The sequence below is a fragment of the Peribacillus sp. FSL E2-0159 genome, assembly GCF_038643155.1.
Taxonomy (GTDB): domain Bacteria; phylum Bacillota; class Bacilli; order Bacillales; family DSM-1321; genus Peribacillus; species Peribacillus simplex.
The window spans coordinates 3228885-3247579 of the sequence record NZ_CP152053.1; the positions used below are offsets into that span (position 1 = coordinate 3228885).

The 18695-nt window shown below is 37.2% G+C and carries 16 protein-coding genes; 5 read left to right on the plus strand and 11 right to left on the minus strand.

Going from position 1 to position 18695, the window contains the following annotated elements:
• Positions 1-210: 210 nt before the first annotated feature.
• The 4 genes from NYE63_RS15695 to NYE63_RS15710 all read right to left on the minus strand — a co-directional run bounded on the left by NYE63_RS15695 (position 211) and on the right by NYE63_RS15710 (position 4644).
• The gene (locus NYE63_RS15695) at positions 211-957 is read right to left on the minus strand and encodes a glucose 1-dehydrogenase (protein WP_342601803.1); all 747 of its coding nucleotides are present in this window, start codon (positions 955-957) and stop codon (positions 211-213) included.
• Between the two features lie 242 nt (positions 958-1199).
• Complete coding sequence (locus NYE63_RS15700) at positions 1200-2162, minus strand: alpha/beta hydrolase (protein ID WP_342601804.1); 963 nt, start codon at positions 2160-2162, stop codon at positions 1200-1202.
• 103 nt (positions 2163-2265) lie between these two features.
• Positions 2266-3000, minus strand: coding sequence for an SDR family NAD(P)-dependent oxidoreductase (locus tag NYE63_RS15705; RefSeq protein ID WP_342601805.1), 735 nt, complete (start codon positions 2998-3000; stop codon positions 2266-2268).
• Positions 3001-4644, minus strand: a complete 1644-nt coding sequence (locus tag NYE63_RS15710) for an NAD(P)/FAD-dependent oxidoreductase (protein ID WP_342601806.1) — start codon at positions 4642-4644, stop codon at positions 3001-3003.
• Between the two features lie 154 nt (positions 4645-4798).
• Here NYE63_RS15710 and NYE63_RS15715 point away from each other — a divergent pair, with 154 nt between their 5' ends.
• The 4 genes from NYE63_RS15715 (at position 4799) to NYE63_RS15730 (ending at position 8434) form a co-directional block, all read left to right on the plus strand.
• On the plus strand, positions 4799-5494 hold the full coding sequence (locus tag NYE63_RS15715; protein ID WP_342601807.1) for a helix-turn-helix transcriptional regulator: 696 nt from the start codon (positions 4799-4801) through the stop codon (positions 5492-5494).
• A gap of 947 nt (positions 5495-6441) precedes the next feature.
• Positions 6442-7365, plus strand: a complete 924-nt coding sequence (locus tag NYE63_RS15720; RefSeq protein ID WP_342605783.1) for a LysR family transcriptional regulator — start codon at positions 6442-6444, stop codon at positions 7363-7365.
• A gap of 116 nt (positions 7366-7481) precedes the next feature.
• A complete protein-coding gene (locus NYE63_RS15725) occupies positions 7482-8120 on the plus strand; it encodes an HD domain-containing protein (protein ID WP_342601808.1) in 639 nt (212 codons plus the stop codon).
• Between the two features lie 188 nt (positions 8121-8308).
• Positions 8309-8434: a hypothetical protein gene (locus NYE63_RS15730; protein WP_342601809.1), complete on the plus strand. Its 126-nt coding sequence runs from the start codon at positions 8309-8311 to the stop codon at positions 8432-8434.
• A 648-nt stretch (positions 8435-9082) separates the two neighbouring features.
• Here the strand turns inward: NYE63_RS15730 and NYE63_RS15735 are convergent.
• From NYE63_RS15735 to NYE63_RS15755, 5 genes are all read right to left on the minus strand, one after another.
• Positions 9083-10126 carry an aldose epimerase family protein gene (locus NYE63_RS15735; protein ID WP_342601810.1) on the minus strand — a complete coding sequence of 348 codons (1044 nt, stop codon included), beginning with the start codon at positions 10124-10126 and terminating at the stop codon, positions 9083-9085.
• Between the two features lie 290 nt (positions 10127-10416).
• The gene (locus tag NYE63_RS15740) at positions 10417-11811 is read right to left on the minus strand and encodes a sugar porter family MFS transporter (RefSeq protein WP_342601811.1); all 1395 of its coding nucleotides are present in this window, start codon (positions 11809-11811) and stop codon (positions 10417-10419) included.
• Positions 11812-12129: 318 nt separating this feature from the next.
• On the minus strand, positions 12130-13554 hold the full coding sequence (gene araA, locus NYE63_RS15745) for an L-arabinose isomerase (protein WP_342601812.1): 1425 nt from the start codon (positions 13552-13554) through the stop codon (positions 12130-12132).
• A 52-nt stretch (positions 13555-13606) separates the two neighbouring features.
• On the minus strand, positions 13607-14302 hold the full coding sequence (locus tag NYE63_RS15750; protein ID WP_342601813.1) for an L-ribulose-5-phosphate 4-epimerase: 696 nt from the start codon (positions 14300-14302) through the stop codon (positions 13607-13609).
• 22 nt (positions 14303-14324) lie between these two features.
• Complete coding sequence (locus NYE63_RS15755) at positions 14325-15935, minus strand: FGGY-family carbohydrate kinase (RefSeq protein ID WP_342601814.1); 1611 nt, start codon at positions 15933-15935, stop codon at positions 14325-14327.
• 350 nt (positions 15936-16285) lie between these two features.
• On the opposite strand from NYE63_RS15755, the gene NYE63_RS15760 reads away from it, so the two are divergent.
• Positions 16286-17377: a GntR family transcriptional regulator gene (locus NYE63_RS15760; protein ID WP_342601815.1), complete on the plus strand. Its 1092-nt coding sequence runs from the start codon at positions 16286-16288 to the stop codon at positions 17375-17377.
• A gap of 635 nt (positions 17378-18012) precedes the next feature.
• On the opposite strand, the gene NYE63_RS15765 is transcribed toward NYE63_RS15760, so the two are convergent.
• Both NYE63_RS15765 and NYE63_RS15770 read right to left on the minus strand, forming a co-directional pair.
• The gene (locus NYE63_RS15765; protein WP_342601816.1) at positions 18013-18144 is read right to left on the minus strand and encodes a hypothetical protein; all 132 of its coding nucleotides are present in this window, start codon (positions 18142-18144) and stop codon (positions 18013-18015) included.
• A gap of 325 nt (positions 18145-18469) precedes the next feature.
• A complete protein-coding gene (locus tag NYE63_RS15770) occupies positions 18470-18694 on the minus strand; it encodes a hypothetical protein (RefSeq protein WP_342601817.1) in 225 nt (74 codons plus the stop codon).
• Position 18695 lies beyond the last annotated feature (1 nt).

The following is an 18695-nucleotide window of genomic DNA, read 5'->3' on the forward strand; positions in this document are numbered from 1 at the left end:
TTAATTTTTGATGTAAGATACTTCACTACACTAAAAAATATAAAGTCCTTTAAAAATCTAAGTTTTATGACTTTTAACGATTTAGGTCTTGATACTTGAAAAACGGTGCAACTTTTTTCAAAACTACAATATTTTCATTTGTGAAAATTAATAAACTATGTGTCTTAACGTGTGATTTCCTGAAATAGTACCGTAACCACTCAATAGAGATTAAAGAGCCGTCCAGCCGCCGTCAATAACCAATTCAGATCCTGTCATAAAGCGAGATTCATCAGAGGCTAGGAAAAGCGCACCATAGGCAATATCTTCTGGTTCACCGAAGTATGGAAGTTGTGTATATGTTTTATAGTAAGGGAGCGCGTCTTTCATCGTTGGTTCTGTCATCGGTGTGACAACGATTCCTGGGTGTAATGAATTGACGCGAATTTTATCTTTTCCATATTCAACAGCGGCTGATTTTGATAAGACACGAAGTGCGCCTTTTGCTGCTGTATATGGGCTTGTACCAGCCATACCGACAAGGCCGCCGATTGAAGAAATATTGATGATTGAACCGCCGCCTGCTTTTTTCATTTCAGGGATAATATATTTCATTCCGATTACGCAGCCATTTAAGTCAATATCCAAAATTTTATTCCATTCATCCATTTCCATGTTTGCAATTGTTTTTGGTGATGAAACGCCTGCATTATTAACAAGGACATCGACTTTTCCGTATAATTTTACTGCTTCCTCAATGACAGATTTCCATTCCTCTTCAGATGTAACATTATGTTTAATCGCGACAGCTTCGCCTCCATTTTCTTTAATTTCCTTTACGACTTGATTCAAGGGTTCTATTCGAACATCTGTAGCAATCACTTTTGCTCCTTCTTTTGCAAATAGTTTTCCTTCGGAAGCACCCATTCCCATCGCAGCTCCAGTAATGATCGCCACTTTTCCGCTTAATCGGCCCATATATAAACACCCTTTCATTATTTAAAATTAAACAAAAAATACTTTACTTACCAATCCATTTTTACAGAAAATACCAGAAGAGTATATTGTCAAAACATATTCGATTCGGTAGACCAGGTCGCATTCAAGTAATTGAAAATCCCTCCTGAGATGTAAAAGATTCAGGAGGGATTTCTTAATAAACCTTTTCGGGAGATATGCAAAAATCCCCAACTTGAAGCTTCCTCGAGAACAATTAACCTTTAACCTTTTTTTACAAGAGAATGACGATTTAGTACATATTTAACCGCACCAATATATTCGGTCAGTGCCCTTTGACTTACTGCAGCGGTTGGCACAACACCTTCAAATCCGTGATAACAACCAGGATACAGATGGAATTCAACATCAACACCAGCCCGACAAAGGCGGGTTACGTAATCGAGTGTTTCATCACGAAATGGATCTAATTGTCCTACACATGTATAGGTGTAAGGCAGACCTGATAAATCAGTTGCTCGCGCTGGGGCTGCATACTCGGATACATGATCTGTACCATTTTCACCATTTAAGTACATAGTCCAACCTTTTTGATTCAAATCATAATTCCACACCATATTACCTGTTATTTCTATACTAGATGGTGAATTATTACGATCATCTATCATTGGATATAATGGCATTTGGAAACATAATTCGGGACCTTTTCGATCTCTTGCAAGTAAAGTAAGTCCTGCAGTTAATCCGCCCCCAGCACTTGCCCCCGCTACTCCAATCCTAGAAGCATCAACCCCTAATTCAGATGCATGTTCAGAAAACCATTTCAGTACTGCATAACAATCTTCTAATCCTGCTGGGTAAGGATGTTCTGGAGCAAGACGATAATCTACGGAAACTACTATACAATTCGCTTCTGTCACAAACCGTTGGCACAAAACATCATCCCCTTCAGGAATACCAAGAACATAACCGCCCCCATGAATCCATAATAGGCCAGGTAAAACACCATTTTTTTTATTCGGTTCATATATTCGTATCCTAACGTCAGGTTGATCCCGTGGACCCGGCACCATTCTGTTAGAAATTGAAACAGACTCATCAATGGGGATTTCAATAGATTGCGAGATAAGCGCCATCCCCTGTCTTGTTACCTTAAGATTGTCCAAATCAAGCGGCGGAAATAATTCAAGTGCCTCTCTTAATTCAGGATCAATTCTATTTTTCATATATCCATACCCCCTAAATCAATATTTTTTCTATTTGAGCTTATTCAGAGAAATGCAATGTATACGATTACAATTCATTAAACTATTTACTTCTCCAAAAAAATTATGCTGTTAATCCACCATCGATTGTAATAATAGAACCATTCATATAACTAGCTTCTTCTGATGCCAAAAAGCAAACAACATTAGCTATTTCCTCAGGTGAAGCAGGTCTTCTAAGTGGACCATTCTGCTCAGGGTTATTTATATCCATATGTTTCGTCATATTTGTTTCGACACCGCCTGGACAAATAGCATTTATCCTTATCCCTTTTGATCCATATTCTACTGCGGCCGTTTTCGTTAGACCTACTACCCCATGCTTGGACGCGGAGTATCCGCCTAAATAAGCTGTGCTTTGGACGCCTGCTGTCGAAGCTGTATTGATGATCACCCCAGATTGTTGCTCCTCCATGACCTTTAATACATGTTTAAGTCCTAGAAAAGCACCTTTTAAATTCACTGCTATCACTCGATCAAACATTTCCTCGCTATAATCGGCTAATAGGGTTGGTTTACTTAGAACGCCAGCATTATTAAAAAACACATCTATTCTTCCATACAGATCCTTTACAGTGGAAACATATTTTTCTACATCAGAGTATTTCGATACATCTGCTTGAATAAAAATCCCTTCACTTCTACTATCCTTTATGAGACCAAGTGTTTCTTCTCCTCCTTTTTCATCTAAATCAACAACAACAACGCACATTCCCTTTTCTGCCAATTTCAAACTTACAGACCTGCCTATGCCATTTCCAGCTCCAGTAATTACCGCTACACCATTTTTTAAAGACATTTATATACTCCCTTTCTCCGATAAAACATCTTTAATAGACAAAGTAAATCCATTGTACCCCGAAGCAGCAACTTCATTACACTTGTGCTTATATGTGTCAAATCCCCCAAGATAAATGAGGAAACTCCGTGGTTTACCTGCAATATTTGCACCGGTGTACCAAGAATCAGTTTTCACATAAAGAGTCATTTCCGCAACCTCTCGGCAATGCTTGCTCCAAGCTTCTTCTGCCTCTACCGTTGGTTCGAAAATTTCCACATTATGTTCACGCAGGTAATCTAAACAATCGGTAATCCATTCAACATGCTGCTCAATCGCTGTTGGCATATTTACTAATACGGACGGACTCTCAGGCCCCGTAATCATAAAGAAGTTAGGGAAACCGGCAGTTGCAAGACCGAGATAAGTTCTTACCATAGAACCTTCTTTCCATTTTTCCTTAAGTGACACTCCATCTTTGCCACGTATATCAATTTTAAATAATGGTCCTGTCAGCCCGTCATAACCGGTAGCAAAAATAAGGATGTCGAGTTCATACTCCTTTTCCTTTGTTCGAAGCCCTTTTGGGGTAATCTCTACGATTGGCGCCTTCTTGACGTCAACTAACGTGACGTTTTCCCTATTATAGGTTTCATAATAATCGGTGTCCAAGATTGGACGTTTCGTGCCAAAATAATAATTTGGAAGCAGCTTTTCAGCGATTTCAGGGTTACGGACGATTTCTTTTATTTTCGACCTTATAAAATCAGCAGCGGTATGATTCGCCTCCTCATTAATAAAAAGATCGTTATAAGCGGATGTTAAAGCATAACCCCCTTCTTCCCAAGCCTTTTCATATACCTGATGACGTTTTTCCGGTGGATCCGAGAGAGCTGAGATGGTACGAATTTGGATTCCATTACCCGTTGGGGATTCGCGCATCTGTCTTTTAATCTCATTGAAGTTTTCTTTCGTTTGATTAATAAACTCTGGAGCATAAGGGTGGTTTCTGGCTGGTATTGTATATTGTGGGGTTCTCTGAAAAACAGTTAGGTGATCCGCTTCTTTTGCAATAACAGGGATTGCCTGTACACCACTTGAACCCGTGCCAATTACCCCAACCCGCTTTCCTTTAAAATCCACCTTTTCTTGAGGCCATTTGCCGGTATGATACCACTGTCCCTTAAAACTTTCTAAGCCATTAAATTTAGGTAGATTGGCAGCAGAAAGACATCCTGCGCCTGAAATGAAATACTTTGCAGTCACACTTGTACCATCATTCATTTGAACCTTCCATCTGTTACTTGTCTCATCGTAATGTACTGCAGAAATGCGTGTATTAAACTGAATGTCCCGACGCAAATCAAATTTATCTGCTACAAAGTTAAGATAACGTAAGATTTCCGGCTGTTCAGGAAATCTAGAAGTCCAAGTCCACTCTTGGTAAAGTTCTTTAGAGAAAGAATAGTTATAATAAATACTTTCGATGTCACAACGTGCTCCAGGATAACGGTTCCAATACCATACACCACCTACCCCGTCCCCGGCTTCATAGACACATGTAGAGAAGCCCGCCTCTCGTAAACTATGGAGCATATATAAACCAGAAAAACCAGCTCCTAGAACGACTGCATCCAAGTAATTCACTTGATTTGTTGACATCATTTACCTACCTCCCCAATTTTCAATCAAAATGAAAATAACATCTTACCTGTTTTGTTTGAAAAATTCCCCTCCTTACACCAAGACTATACCTTTTTGAAATGATTGAATATTCCGTATTTTTAGAGTATAATATCCCTAAAAAAGGGGAGGTTTTATGGTTTCTTACTCTACCATTCAAGAATCTATTCAGGGGCTTGGCTCTATTTCAAGTCACGAGGAGCAGCTTTTTAAAATATTAGAGATTTACATGGAACTCTTCCCTGTCCAAAATTCTTATTTGCTAAGATACTCTCCTCTAGGTCATCTTGCTGAAGGAGTAATTTTCCTCGATTCAACCGGGGGTGTACATATTGGTGAAATTCGTGATGATATTCGTTCTATTCCCATTATTTTTTCAGCTATTAGTGAAAAGAAAGCAAAATTTTGCAAAGGGCTTGAATATCTTAAACAAATGGGCACCAAATATACCATTCCATCCAACTTCAATTCCCTGTTAGTTGTTCCGATTTGCTTTGGTTCGTTTGTCTTCGGTTATATATGCAGCTCAGATTTTGAAGAAGGTACAATGATAGATGATCAACTGCTATCATCTTTTACCCTTTATGGGAAATTAGTTGGAAAAGTCACCGCTAATTGGAATAATGAAGAGGGAATGCAATTCCTAAGTCGGAGAGAATTAGAAGTAATGAGAAGGATATCATATGGAGAAAGCACAAAAGAAATGTCTGATCATATGAAAATTAGCGAATTAACGATTAATCAATATGTAAAGACAGCGGTTAAAAAGCTCGGCGCAAATAATCGTTCACATGCTATTGGAGAATTATTTAGAAAAGGAATTATTTCATAGCGTTAAATTGAAAGCGTTTTAATTAATCTATAAGAAGGGGTACCATCACATTCCCCTCAAGCTAATTGAGCAAAAATATGCCCAATTGAAGAACCACTGTTAAGTACTCACATACACTACAAGTTTTACAAGTAAAGTAACTTAAAAAACAAGTCTGATGACATCAGACTTGTTTTTATTAGGTATAATAAGAAAATTATTTCGAAAGGAATGAAACCGAAGGTTGATGACCACCAGCTGACCTCTCTACTTCATGAAAGAACTCTAATAAACTACCTTAACCTTCAGAGTGTTTGATACTAAAGCTCTTACGATATGGTTTTCCTTTATCTCAAAATGCTTGGACCTGACTTTCCCCTTTTGAAACATCCAGACCAATGACTTAATTTATACTTTATCTTCGCCTAAAATATTAAATTAGCCGGTATCTCCTTATGGCTCATTGTAATGTCATAGGTCCGCTTGTTAAACGGGATCGTTGTCCCAACTAGCCTGAAACATGTTTATACAAGGAGGGGATGAACAGTTTAGCTGACGGGATTAAGTCCTACGGGTACAACGTTCTACCCCGAATACCGTTATAATATGACCCTATAAAAAAAGTCAACCAGAATATCCGGCAAATCTTATATGACAAACGGGTGCAATAGTTTAAGAACCGAGCTATCTTTTAAGGCTTTCAATTTAGTAGTTATTTTGCACTTATTTTCCCTTTCAAAAGTGTGTTCAGAAAAGGGAGAGCTTTGTAACAAATAATATTCTATAAAATTAGGAACTTATTTATGAACCAAAATACCAGATAGCTAATAGTGTTTTTTAATTTAATCCAGCTTTCAGGCCAAATTATGGAATAATTCCTTCAAATAAAGTAACTTAATAACTAAATTATTATATTGGAAGCATACAGATAGCCAATAATTATTTTCATTAGAAAGGATTGAAATAGTATCGAATTAAGACATTTAGAATATTTTTTAATGGTCAGTAAAGAACTACATTTTACAAAAGCAGCTGAAAAATTAGGAATTTCGCAACCAACTTTAAGCCATCAAATTAAAATGCTTGAACAAGATGTAGGCTATGCACTTTTTAACCGTATTGGTAAGAGGATTGAACTTACTAAGGTGGGAGAAATCGTACAACAAGAAGCATTGAAGATTCAAAATTCCTTACAAAGTATATCTTCTCAAATTAAAGCACTTACAAAAGTAGAAGTCGGGGAATTGAAAATTGCTGTGTTACCAGGAGAAATAACTGATTTGGTATCCACTTTGTGTATTAAATTTAACCAATTGTATCCAAACATAAAAGTGTTTGTTCAAAGTACGGATCAAGTGGAAAAGGCTGTTTTAGAGAATCAAGCTGATTTTGGTATTGGTTTTGAATTCAATCGCTATGATATGTTGCTGGTGACGAAGTTGTATGATGAAGAATTTTACCTGATTAGTAATCAAAGTAATGGAGAGCAGAAGGTTTCATTTTCCGATGTTTTAGACAGTTCTCTTATTTTATTTCCAAATAACCATCAATGCAGAAAAATACTTGATAAAACGAGTCTTGAAGTGGGCAGGCAGTTAGAACCTATTGTCGAAACGTCTAGCATTGAATCTATCTTGAAGCTCGTTCGAAATGGGGTTGGCCGCAGTTTTGTTTCGCGTACATTATATGAATTTTATGATACAGAGGATTTATTTTTCCAACGTATTGAAAAACCATCTTTGACTAGATCTGTTTATCTCGTAATGAAAAAGAATTGTTTTATCAATTATGCAGCACGTAAGTATATTAAGTTATTATTATGTGAAATCGAAAGGCTGCGTTTTCATACAGAAAAAGATGAGATAGCTTCTTTGAAAAGTTCTATATTATAGTTTTTATCTATTATTATCATAGAAATGAATGAATAGATAAATGATAAATTCCTCTTTACAATGAATACAAGTTCATGAGGATGAGAACTATCAAATTGTAAAGGGGATTTTCAATTATGTTTCAAGAAGTAGCAGGTATTAAAATTCCAGATTCTCGATTGGCTAGAGAAGCAGCAGATCTTTTACGCGAGCATGGGGACGACTTGTTGTGGAATCATTCAAATCGTGTGTTTTTATTTGGTGCAGTCAACGGAAAAAAAATGAAGCATAATTATGATTTAGAGCTGCTATATGTTAGTGCATTATTTCATGATTTAGGCTTAACAAAAAAATTCAGTAGTCCAGATTTACGATTTGAAGTAGACGGTGCAAATGCAGCGAGAAGCTTTTTACAACAGTATCAAATTCCAGATGAGTTGATTCGTCTTGTATGGGATGCTATTGCGTTACATACGACACCTGGCGTTGCAGAACATAAAGAGTCTGAAGTGGCACTACTCTTTTCAGGTGTTGGTTTAGATGTGATGGGAGATGGCTTTGAACAATTCCCTGACGACTTGCGTGAAGAAATTATAAAAGCCTTCCCACGTAACAATTTCAAGAAGGACATTATTCCAGCGTTTTATGAGGGCTTTAAGCATAAGCCAGAAACTACTTTTGGCAATATGAAGGAAGATATTATTGAATACTTTAGACCGGAATATAAAAATAAAAATTTCTGTGATTGTATTTTGCATTCACCATGGACAGAATAGGGAACAAAGATGACAACGTAACAACGAATCGTGGTAGAAAGTTTGTACCAAAAGGAGATGTCAACTAAGGAAGCTACTAACTTAATTAATGATGGTATGGACTTTAAAAAAGATTGATTTTTTTGATGAATCCATGTAGATTCTTGATGAAAAATAAAGCACACGAAAGCCACAGAGGCGCAGTTATTATGACAACAAATCCTGGCTGCCTATTACAGATGAAATTTGGTATTGAACGTGAAGAACTCATCCAATCAATGCTTGCCCTTCATCTAATTGATCTTTTAGCTGAAGTTGCCGGATCGGGTTATTAAATTCCTTCATATGTTTGTTTTCTATTGGGCAAGGACTCCAGCCCAATAGAATTTTTAGTAAATAAGGGCTTATCATTTTTAAAACGTATTCCACACTTTTTGTTGAACATTGTATAACCGTATTTCACAGATGTTTCAACTCCCTCATAATGTTTTGAATAGCGCGCTCATCTACACCGCCATAGAAGGATATTTCAGCGTTTGCCGTTTTGATTTTGCAAATGCCAGTTAAGGATCAAGTAGATCGTAAAGATTTTTTATTTTCGGCATGTAATGTAACGGGGACAATCGTTAATTTTTGTTGCGGCATAGGAAAAGCACCTCCTTTGATTGATACAAGTATCGTACCAGGAGGTGCTACCGTATTTAATATGCGCTTTTTAATGGGGACTTACCTTTAACCGTTGTTTACGACCCACTATCTAACTGTTTACGCTTAAAGATATAAGTTGTCCTCTATCCTCCAAAACTCAGTTCGAGTGAGTGGCTAACTCTTATTCGGCGGGAATCCCACCCGATATATGTCAAAACCTATGCTCGATCGCTCTGACAGGCACCGGATGCTGATCCTAACTAGCAGCCGAATCTATGTGAAATTATCGAAACCAAATCCACCTATTCAATACTTTACCACACTAACTGGAAACTTCAGCTGAGTGGGGTCCTGACCTCAATTTTGTATTTTGTTTGGGAAGTATAATTTTCGCCTGCTAAAAGAAGAATATCTCCAAAATCTTCAAACTCAATCGCTCCTGGAGCAGCTTGGGTTTCAAACGTTATTCCGCCGTGTTGAATTAATTTTTCTCCGTGCATAAGTGGCACACCTTTCACAAAGTTTGCAGTGTAAATGACAACCGCAGGCTCTTCTGTATATACCTCTACTGTTATTTTCTGGTCAGGACTAATTAATTTGGTTGCAGTTTGATCAAGTCCTGAGCACGTAAGGAAGAATGGATGGTCGATTCCTTGAACCTTTTGAACTTCTGCGTCAATGGCTTCAAAGGTTGATTTTAATTTCTTTGGGATTCGAAAATCATAAGGCGTGCCAATTGTGCTTCGCTTTTCCCCAGTTACCGTGGTATCTTCATTTACTGGTGCAAATTCTTCAGAAAAGATTTGTAAGAAATGATCATCGATTGGATTGCTGGGATGCCCTGTTAAGTTAAAATAGACGTGATTGGTCGGATTAAAAATTGTGTCTTTATCACTATTTGCTTGATAGCTAACTGACAAAATATTTAAGTTGTCTAATGTATATGTCACACTTACTTTCAAATTCCCCGGAAAACCATTCTCGCCATCAGGTGAGTGGGTTGAAAAGATGATCGATGCACTTTCATCCGTCTCCTTCACTTCATATTCCCAGATTTTTTCATCGAATCCAGGGTTGCCACCGTGTAATGTATTCCCTAATTGATTTACAGATGTTTGGTAACGTGATTCACCAATTGAAAATTCGCCATTTTTTATTCTTCCAGCGACTCTTCCTATTGTTGCTCCATAATATGTTTCTTTTTTGTAATCCTCAATCGAGTCAAATCCCAATACGATATTATTACGACCCGTTTCCGTTAGGACGAACAGATTGACGATTCTTGCACCAAAGTTTGTAACTTCTATTCTTACTCCATGATCATTTTCTATAGTAAACAGAAAGACTTCATTTCCAAACGAGCTTTGTGATGCTTTCATTTTTTTCGGATCCTTCCCTATTAAATTCCTTCATATAAATAAAAGCTAAAACACCATGAATTGCAAAAAAAGTTCAGCAAAACATTTTTAATAGTTGAAAAGCCCGAAGTTGCAACTTCGGTCTTAAGAAAGGGAATCATATGAGTAAATCAACATGTTCATGATGTGTATGTGTAGAACATAATTACAGAAGTATTTTCCCTTATGACCCCCTGATTTAAAATGCATGCTTAACTCTCCGATTTGCGTATAGCTTCTTTGAATTCTGCTCCAAATCTCATAGGTCCAATTTAAGCACTTTTTCCCTTTGCTTGTCTACTTTCTCCAATTTTTTCAATTTCCTCCAAAGTATGACCTCGAGTTTCAGGAACGCATGTCCGGATAAATAAAACACCAAGTAAACAAATAGCACCAAAGATTGCAAAAACAGCTTCTTGAGACATCGAAGCGGTCATGATTGGAAATAGCAATCCAACCAAGAAAGAACCAATCCAGTTAAATGATGAAGCTAATCCTGACGCACGTCCGCGAATTACCAGCGGGAAAATTTCTCCAACTATAACCCAAGTTAAAGGAGCCCACGTGAATGAATAAAGTGCTACATAGATACTTAAAAAAACAACCATCATCATCGGATTTGCATTAGGAATTAATAAATTCAATATTGCCGGCAAAATAAAGGATAGCCCCATAATAGTTCCGCCTATTGTTAATAAAGTACGGCGATTAAATTTATCAGCAATCATAAGGAATATTAATGAACCTAGTACGAGAATAACCCCTTGAATAATTGGCCACATCAATACTGAGCTGGCTTCATGCCCTGTTGCTTTTTCCACAATCATAGGAATATAATAAAAAATTGCGTTTGCGCCCTGGAATTGTTGAAACGCAGCAACACCCACACCAGCAATTACTAAATAACGGTATTTATTACTTAAAAGTGTACCCCATGATGCTTTTTGATTTACCTTTGCTTCCTCTTTAACAGTTTCTTGAATTTGTGTTATTTCAGAATCAATTTGTTCTTTTTTAGAGCGAATATAGCCCAACACCTTACGAGCTTCATCAATTTTATTGTTCTTAATTAAAAAACGTGGTGATTCGGGTAACCTTGACACTCCAATAAATAAGATCAAAGCAGGTACGGCAGCCAAACTAAGCATCAACCGCCATGCCATTGTTCCTGGTAAGTCTTTCAATAAATAAGCGACAATGTACGAAAGCAACATTCCAGAGACAATCATTGTTTGATTAATTCCTGACAGACGTCCACGTAAACGTGCAGGCGCCATTTCCGACATATAGGCTGGGACCAACGCAGAAGCAGCACCAACAGCCACCCCTAATAAAATCCGAGCAACAATCATAAAGAGGATCCCATTATGAGGGGATATTCCTGCCAAAATGGATCCAACAGCAAAAATGATAGAAGATATTAAAATCATTTTGCGCCGTCCTAAACGATCAGAAAGTTGTCCGGCCATGGCACCTCCAAAAATAGCTCCAAACATCAACGAAGAGGTAATCCAGCCAATAGCACCAGGGTTGTTTTGAAGGTTCCAATCATGTTGCAGAAAAGGCAAAGCACCCGTCATAACGCCGATATCATAACCGAAGAGAATGCCTCCAAAAGCCCCAAAAAAATAAATGAATCCACTTGAGATTTTCTTTTCATTAACCATTAAAATTCCCTCCTCAGGTTTTAAAATTATATTTTTAAAAAATCCCACTACTAAAAATATTGATTGCTTTTTAAGAAAATAATAATAGTGTTTTCAAACCACAAAAACATGCTAGTTTATTCATCCTAAAAATTATTTTTAGGATGAATTCTGTGTCGTTATTGTGCTATTAAAACGCTTTCATCTTTTTCCTGAAAACCACGAACACGCTTAAGAATAAAGGGATCATACTAATGGTTACTATTTTCATTCCTTCAACTTCTGGAGTACCTATTTTTTCCCTCCTAGGAAGCAGAGCCTCCTTGGAGGGGAGAGACATTACTTGATAACTACGTATTCCAAGCCAACAAGTTTTGCATACGTTATGATTTGGTCTGTTGTTAAATTCAATGAAACAACTGTATGGTGACCGCCACCATTCTCAAGCCAAGCTTTCACTCCATCTTGGAAGTTTGGCTTCACTTCCCAAAGTACCCGGGCCACTGGAAGGTTTGGTGCTGGAACAGTTGGCTCAAATGCAGAAACTTCATTAATCAAAAGTTTATAGTTTGTACCAAAGTCAGCCATGGAAACAACGACACCGTCTCCTGCTTTGCCGTCGAATACTAAACGTGCTGGATCTTCACGATCACCTATACCTAATGGAAATACGACAATTTTTGGTTTGTTACTTGCTAAAGATGGGTCGACTTCAAGCATATGTGATTGAAGGATTGATTCTTGTCCAGCAGCTAATTCATATGTGTAATCTTCCATAAAGCCAGTTGATTGGTTATGGCTCATCACTTTCAGTAAGCGATCAAGTGCTGCCGTCTTCCAATCTCCTTCACCCGCAAAGCCATATCCTTGTGCCATCAAACGTTGGACGGCAAGACCAGGAAGTTGTTTAATCCCATATAAATCTTCGAAGTTCGTTGTGAAGGCCGTGTAACCACCATCATCAAGGAAACGTTTAATCGCAATTTCATAGCTTACCTGTACCTTTACGCTTTTCTCCCAATCTTCCCTACTGTAGGTACCATAATCAAATTCATAAAGGCCTTCGTATTCCGCAAATAAAGCATCAATTTCTTCATCAGTAACCGCATTTACATATTGAACAAGGTCTCCGATTCCAAAATAGTCAACTGTCCACCCAAATAGGATTTGCGCTTCAACCTTATCCCCTTCGGTTACTCCAACGTTACGCATGTTGTCTCCAAAGCGAGCGACCTTAATGTTGAAGCTTTCGTTATAAGCAACCGCTACGTCCATCCATTGTGCAATTTGCTGTCGCACTTCAGGGCGTTCCCAATAACCTACAACAACTTTATTTTGTTTTTTCAAACGGGCATTGATAAAACCATATTCACGGTCACCATGAGCGGATTGGTTTAGGTTCATAAAGTCCATATCAATCGTTGCCCAAGGAATACTTTCATTGAATTGTGTAGCTAAATGAAGCAATGGTTTTTGTAATAATTTTGTTCCACGAATCCACATTTTTGCAGGTGAGAAAGTATGCATCCAAGTGATGACACCGGCAACTTCGTTACGATAGTTGACTTCTTTCATGATGCTTGTGATTTTATCTGCACTAACAGCTAAATCTTGCAATACAAGTGGATAAGGTAAAATACCGCTTTCATTTAATGCATCGGTTAACGTTTGTGCATGCGCCTTGACCTCCGCTAACGCTTCTTCCCCATATAGTTGTTGTGATCCTACGACAAACCAAAATTCCTTTTTTTCTGTTGTTAACATAATAATCCTCTTTTCTTAATTCTAATGGTTTGATAATTTGATAGAGTTAATCTTACTTTTGACCGTAATAAGCATATTTTCCATGTTTTCGTAAATAGTGTTTATCCAATATATTTTGTGGTAATTCTTTTGCAAAATGATTTAATTCCCGTGTAAATAAATTCATTTTCGAAACTTCATCCAATACCACACTATTCATTACGGCGGATTTTGCATCTTTGCCCCAAGTAAACGGACCATGACCATGAAGTAAGACACCAGGAACGGCTAAAATGTCTAACCCACGCTCTTCAAAAGTTTCGATGATTAACTTCCCAGTCTCCACTTCGTACCCACGATCAATCTCCTCTTGTGTTAGGTAGCGGGCACATGGGACGGATCCGTAAAATGTGTCTGCATGAGTGGTCCCCATCGCTGGAACATCAAGACCTGCTTGAGCCCAGATTGTCGACCAAGTTGAATGAGTATGCACAATGCCGCCGATTTCTTGGTAATACTTATAAAGTACTGCGTGAGTCGCTGTATCTGATGAAGGCCTCAACTCTCCTTCAACAATATTGCCATCTAAATCAACAACAACCATATCACTGGCTTTCATCGTTTCGTAATCAACACCACTAGGTTTAATAACAAATAAACCACTTTCACGATCAATGGCACTTGCATTTCCCCATGTATATTTCACGAGTCCATATTTAGGCAAGTCCAAATTTGCTTGAAATACCTCTTCTTTCAGTTGTTCTAACACATCAATCCCTCCAGTTTTCCACTCATAACATCAAATTGTCTACAGCGGCCTGCTCAATCACTAAACCCTTCCTGTATCTTTCAATAAATGCTTCAAATCCTTTAACATCTACTTGATCAGGATAAATTTCTTGCCCATCAACCTCTTCGAATACTTTTTTGTCGAGGAAGTCTTCTAAACTTTCTTTTTGATCTTTATTCATCATGTAAGATGCAAGAATCGCCATTCCCCACGCGCCGCCTTCTCCTGCTGTTGACATAATTGATACTGGAGTATTCATTGCAGCGGCAACAATTTTTTGTCCAACAAGAGGGGTTTTAAATAAACCACCGTGAGCCAAAATACGATCAATTGCAACATTTTCTTCCTTTGTCAAAATACCCATTCCGATTTTCAAAGCACCGAAAGCAGTAAAAAGGTGAGTCCTCATGAAGTTTGCTAAATTGAAATGACTCTCAGGCGAGCGAACAAATAATGGTCGCCCTTTTTCTAATCCTGTGATATTTTCACCTGAGAAATAACCGTAGCTAAGCAAACCGCCACCATCTGGATCCGCTTCCAAAGCCTTATTCAACATTACTTCAAATAATTTATTTGTATCAATTTTTTGTCCCATTGCCTCAGAAAATTCACGGAACAATCCCAGCCAAGCATTGAGATCACTTGAACAGTTATTCGCGTGAACCATTCCAACTGGACTTCCGTTTGGTGTAGTTACCAAATCAATTTCTGGATATACTTTTGAAAGTTCTTTCTCTAGTACAATCATGGCAAAAACGGAAGTTCCTACTGAGACGTTTCCGGTACGTTTCCTCACACTATTCGTAGCAACCATTCCAGTTCCAGCATCGCCTTCTGGTGGGCAAATTGGGGTGCCTGGTTGTAAATTTCTTGATCTATCCAGGATTTTCGCTCCAATTTCGGTTAATTCACCCGCTTGCTCGCCTGAAATGTAGACTTTAGGAAGAATCTCTTTTAGCTTCCAAGGATAACCTTTTGTCTCAATTAAATCGTCAAACTGCTTGACCATTGATTCATTGTAATCTTGCGTTGATTCATCAATTGGGAACATGCCTGAAGCATCTCCAATGCCAATTGCTTTATTACCAGTCAATAACCAGTGAATGTATCCAGCCAAAGTCGTAATACAATCAATGCGAGGCAAATGTTTCTCTTCATTTAATATTGCTTGATAAAGGTGAGCAATACTCCATCGTTCAGGGATATTAAATTGAAATTGATTAGTTAATTCTTTTGCTGCAACACCAGTTGTTGAGTTACGCCAAGTTCGAAACGGAACAAGTAGCTCCCCTGTAGTGTCAAAAGCCATATACCCATGCATCATTGCAGAAAATCCAATAGAACCTATTTTTCGAATTGTAATTCCGTAATTCCGTTCAACTTCTTGCTTCATTTCACTATAAGCTGTTTGCAGACCAGTGATAATATCCACTAAGTTGTACGTCCAAATTCCATCTTCCAAGAGGTTCTCCCACTCATAACTTCCAGATGCGATTGTTTCATAACGATTATCAATCAACACCGCTTTAATACGTGTGGATCCAAATTCGATTCCAAGTGAAGTTTCTCCGTCGTTAATCGCTTGTTTAATTTTTAATCGATTCGTTTGCACGTTAATCCCCCTTCTGGCAGCGCTTTCAATAAAAGGAGGCGCTTAAATTTATTAACAACCATATTATATTTTTTGTACGTACATTTGTCAACAGTCAATATTATTTATACTTACAACTCTCGAGAAAAATCCTCCATCCTCACCTTGAAATTAGTAAATTAGTAATAAAGGAATTTATATGACATAAAACCTAAATGGTAAATAGGGAGAATTTATAACTTTTCAATAATTTATACAAAAAACTTAGGTGATTTGTTTTAATTCATTCAAAATTATGTTAAAATATGTCCGCACAAATATTTCAAGCAAATAAATTAGAATGCAAACAACTATGAAAGAAGTGAGGTTTAATGAAACCAAAGTATCAGGTAATCATTGATGATTTAAAAAATAAAATCCTTACAGGTGAATATAGTGTAGGGGAACAAATTCCTACTGAAACCGCCATGCAAGAAATGTACAACGTTAGCCGACACACTGTACGAAAGTCCATTTTAGAATTATCAAACGAGGGATTCTTAAGAAGTGAAAAAGGATCTGGTACATATGTTAGTAACCAATATCAATCAAAATCTGGTGGCAATTCCAAAAATAAAACGATCGGTGTAATCACGACCTACATTTCTGATTACATTTTCCCTTCTATTATCCGCGGAATTGAAAGAAGATTGAATGAAGATAATTATTCGTTACTATTAGCCAGTACAAATAATGATGTCGAACAAGAAAAAAAGGCCTTGGAAATGATGTTGTCATTTGGCGTGGATGGTTTGATAATTGAACCTACAAAAAGCAATCTATACAATCCCAACATCGCTTACTACCTATTGTTTAAGGAACAAGAGGTTCCATTCATCATGATCAACGCTTATTATGAAGAATTAGAGGTTCCTTTCTTTTGCCTAGATGATGTGCAGTCTAGCTATCTCGCAACCAAAGAATTGATTTCGAAAGGACACACCCAAATTGGAATCATTTCGAAAATGGATGATTTACAAGGAAAGTATCGAATGAAGGGATATATAAAAGCACTTGGAGAAGCCAAATTACGCTTTCAACCAGAGCATTTGCTTTCGTATACTACAGAAACTAAGCTAGACCTATACACGAACCTGAAAGGGTTCCTAAATGAAAATAGAGACGTGTTGACTGCCATTGTTTGCTATAACGACGAGGTAGGGTTGGAAGTGGCTAATGTATGCAGACAACTTGATATTTCTATTCCCGAACAATTATCAATTATTGGCCAGGACAATTCTTATATTGCGAAAAATGCTAATATCAAACTAACGACATTGACACACCCACAAGAACAAATGGGACATGATGCAGCTGATTGGGTCATTAAGAAATTACAAGGAAAGAAGGATTTACCAAACGAAACCTATTATCAACCAGTGTTAATTGAAGGAGAAACTGTCAAAGAGTTAGAAATACAATAATCTTAGTGTGTGATCATTCACTTTATTAATGGAATTAAAGGTTTTTGGGAATGTTTGTCTAATTCTTATAGGTAACCAATCATACCTATGTGGAGGTAGTCAAATGATGATTTATCTTCCCCCTTTAGTTGTATAAAAAAAGAGCTGTTCATCACAGCTCTCTAAAGAACTAAACTTAAAGTCACCGGATCCTCGCGCAGTTCCCTCAACACCCGAATGGGAAACTAACTTATTTTTATAGAGATTACTTTTAATATTATATATTCTAACGAGGTTCATGGTCTTGAATATGACCTTCTTCCAATAATAAAAAATTCATATTTACTACAATTTGGTAAAATGATTTAGAGGATAAGGGTAGTTAATCATGAAAAAATATTTAGGGGTTATTTCGTTTGCTTTAATTATCTTGATTATTTGTTTCTTTCCTGGAAATATAATACAAGTAATTAATCCTGAAGTAACAACTTTTCGTGTAGTGATGATATGTGGATTTCGAGTGATAAATCGATTAAGAGAACCGATGTCGATATATCAGTTCTCTAGTGAAAATTTTTTTCTATATTCTCTTTTTGTTACATGAGAAGAAATTTATAGTGGAATCAAAAAAGATCAGTCCCTACTGAAACTTCCCATTATTCTTTCTTATCATTACTCTCTTGGTTATTCTTTTCTGAAATTCGTCTTTGTTTGGCTTTCGTCTCAGCATTCACATGGTTTGCATCATTTCGTTTATTTTTTTTAGAACCTCTTGCATCATTACTCATACTTATTCACCTCCTACGGCAGCTTATATACGTATGTTAGCTTACTCTTGCCTCCAAATTTTATACTCCTCACCTGGATGTGGGACATCGCTAACTAGCAAAAAGGCATCCCGTACAGACCGCGGACAACATTATTTCAATCACATAAAAAGAGCAAACCCGTTTAGAGTCCACTCTTGTATGATTTAAAAATATCCCCATCAAAACTTGTATCCTTTCGATGTTCAAATTCAAATTTAATTGCACCCTATTCACTACGTGATAACCAAAAGAGGTCCTCGTGCGGGTAGCACTACAGACTGTATAGAAAGGAAAGAACCCTTCTTTAAATAATTATTCCTATTTCATCCTCTTCATGAAAGAGTGTTTTTAAAAAAGCGCTTCCACCTTCTGATTGTGCTTCTAAAGGAACGTTAAAGAAATGTGATAACGTAGCTGAATTTAGAAGTTCTTCCTTGTTTCCTTGAGCATATACTTCTCCATTTTTTAATAGAAGTGTTTTATTGAATATAGGTAAGATTTCTTCAATATGGTGTGTAACGTAAATCAAA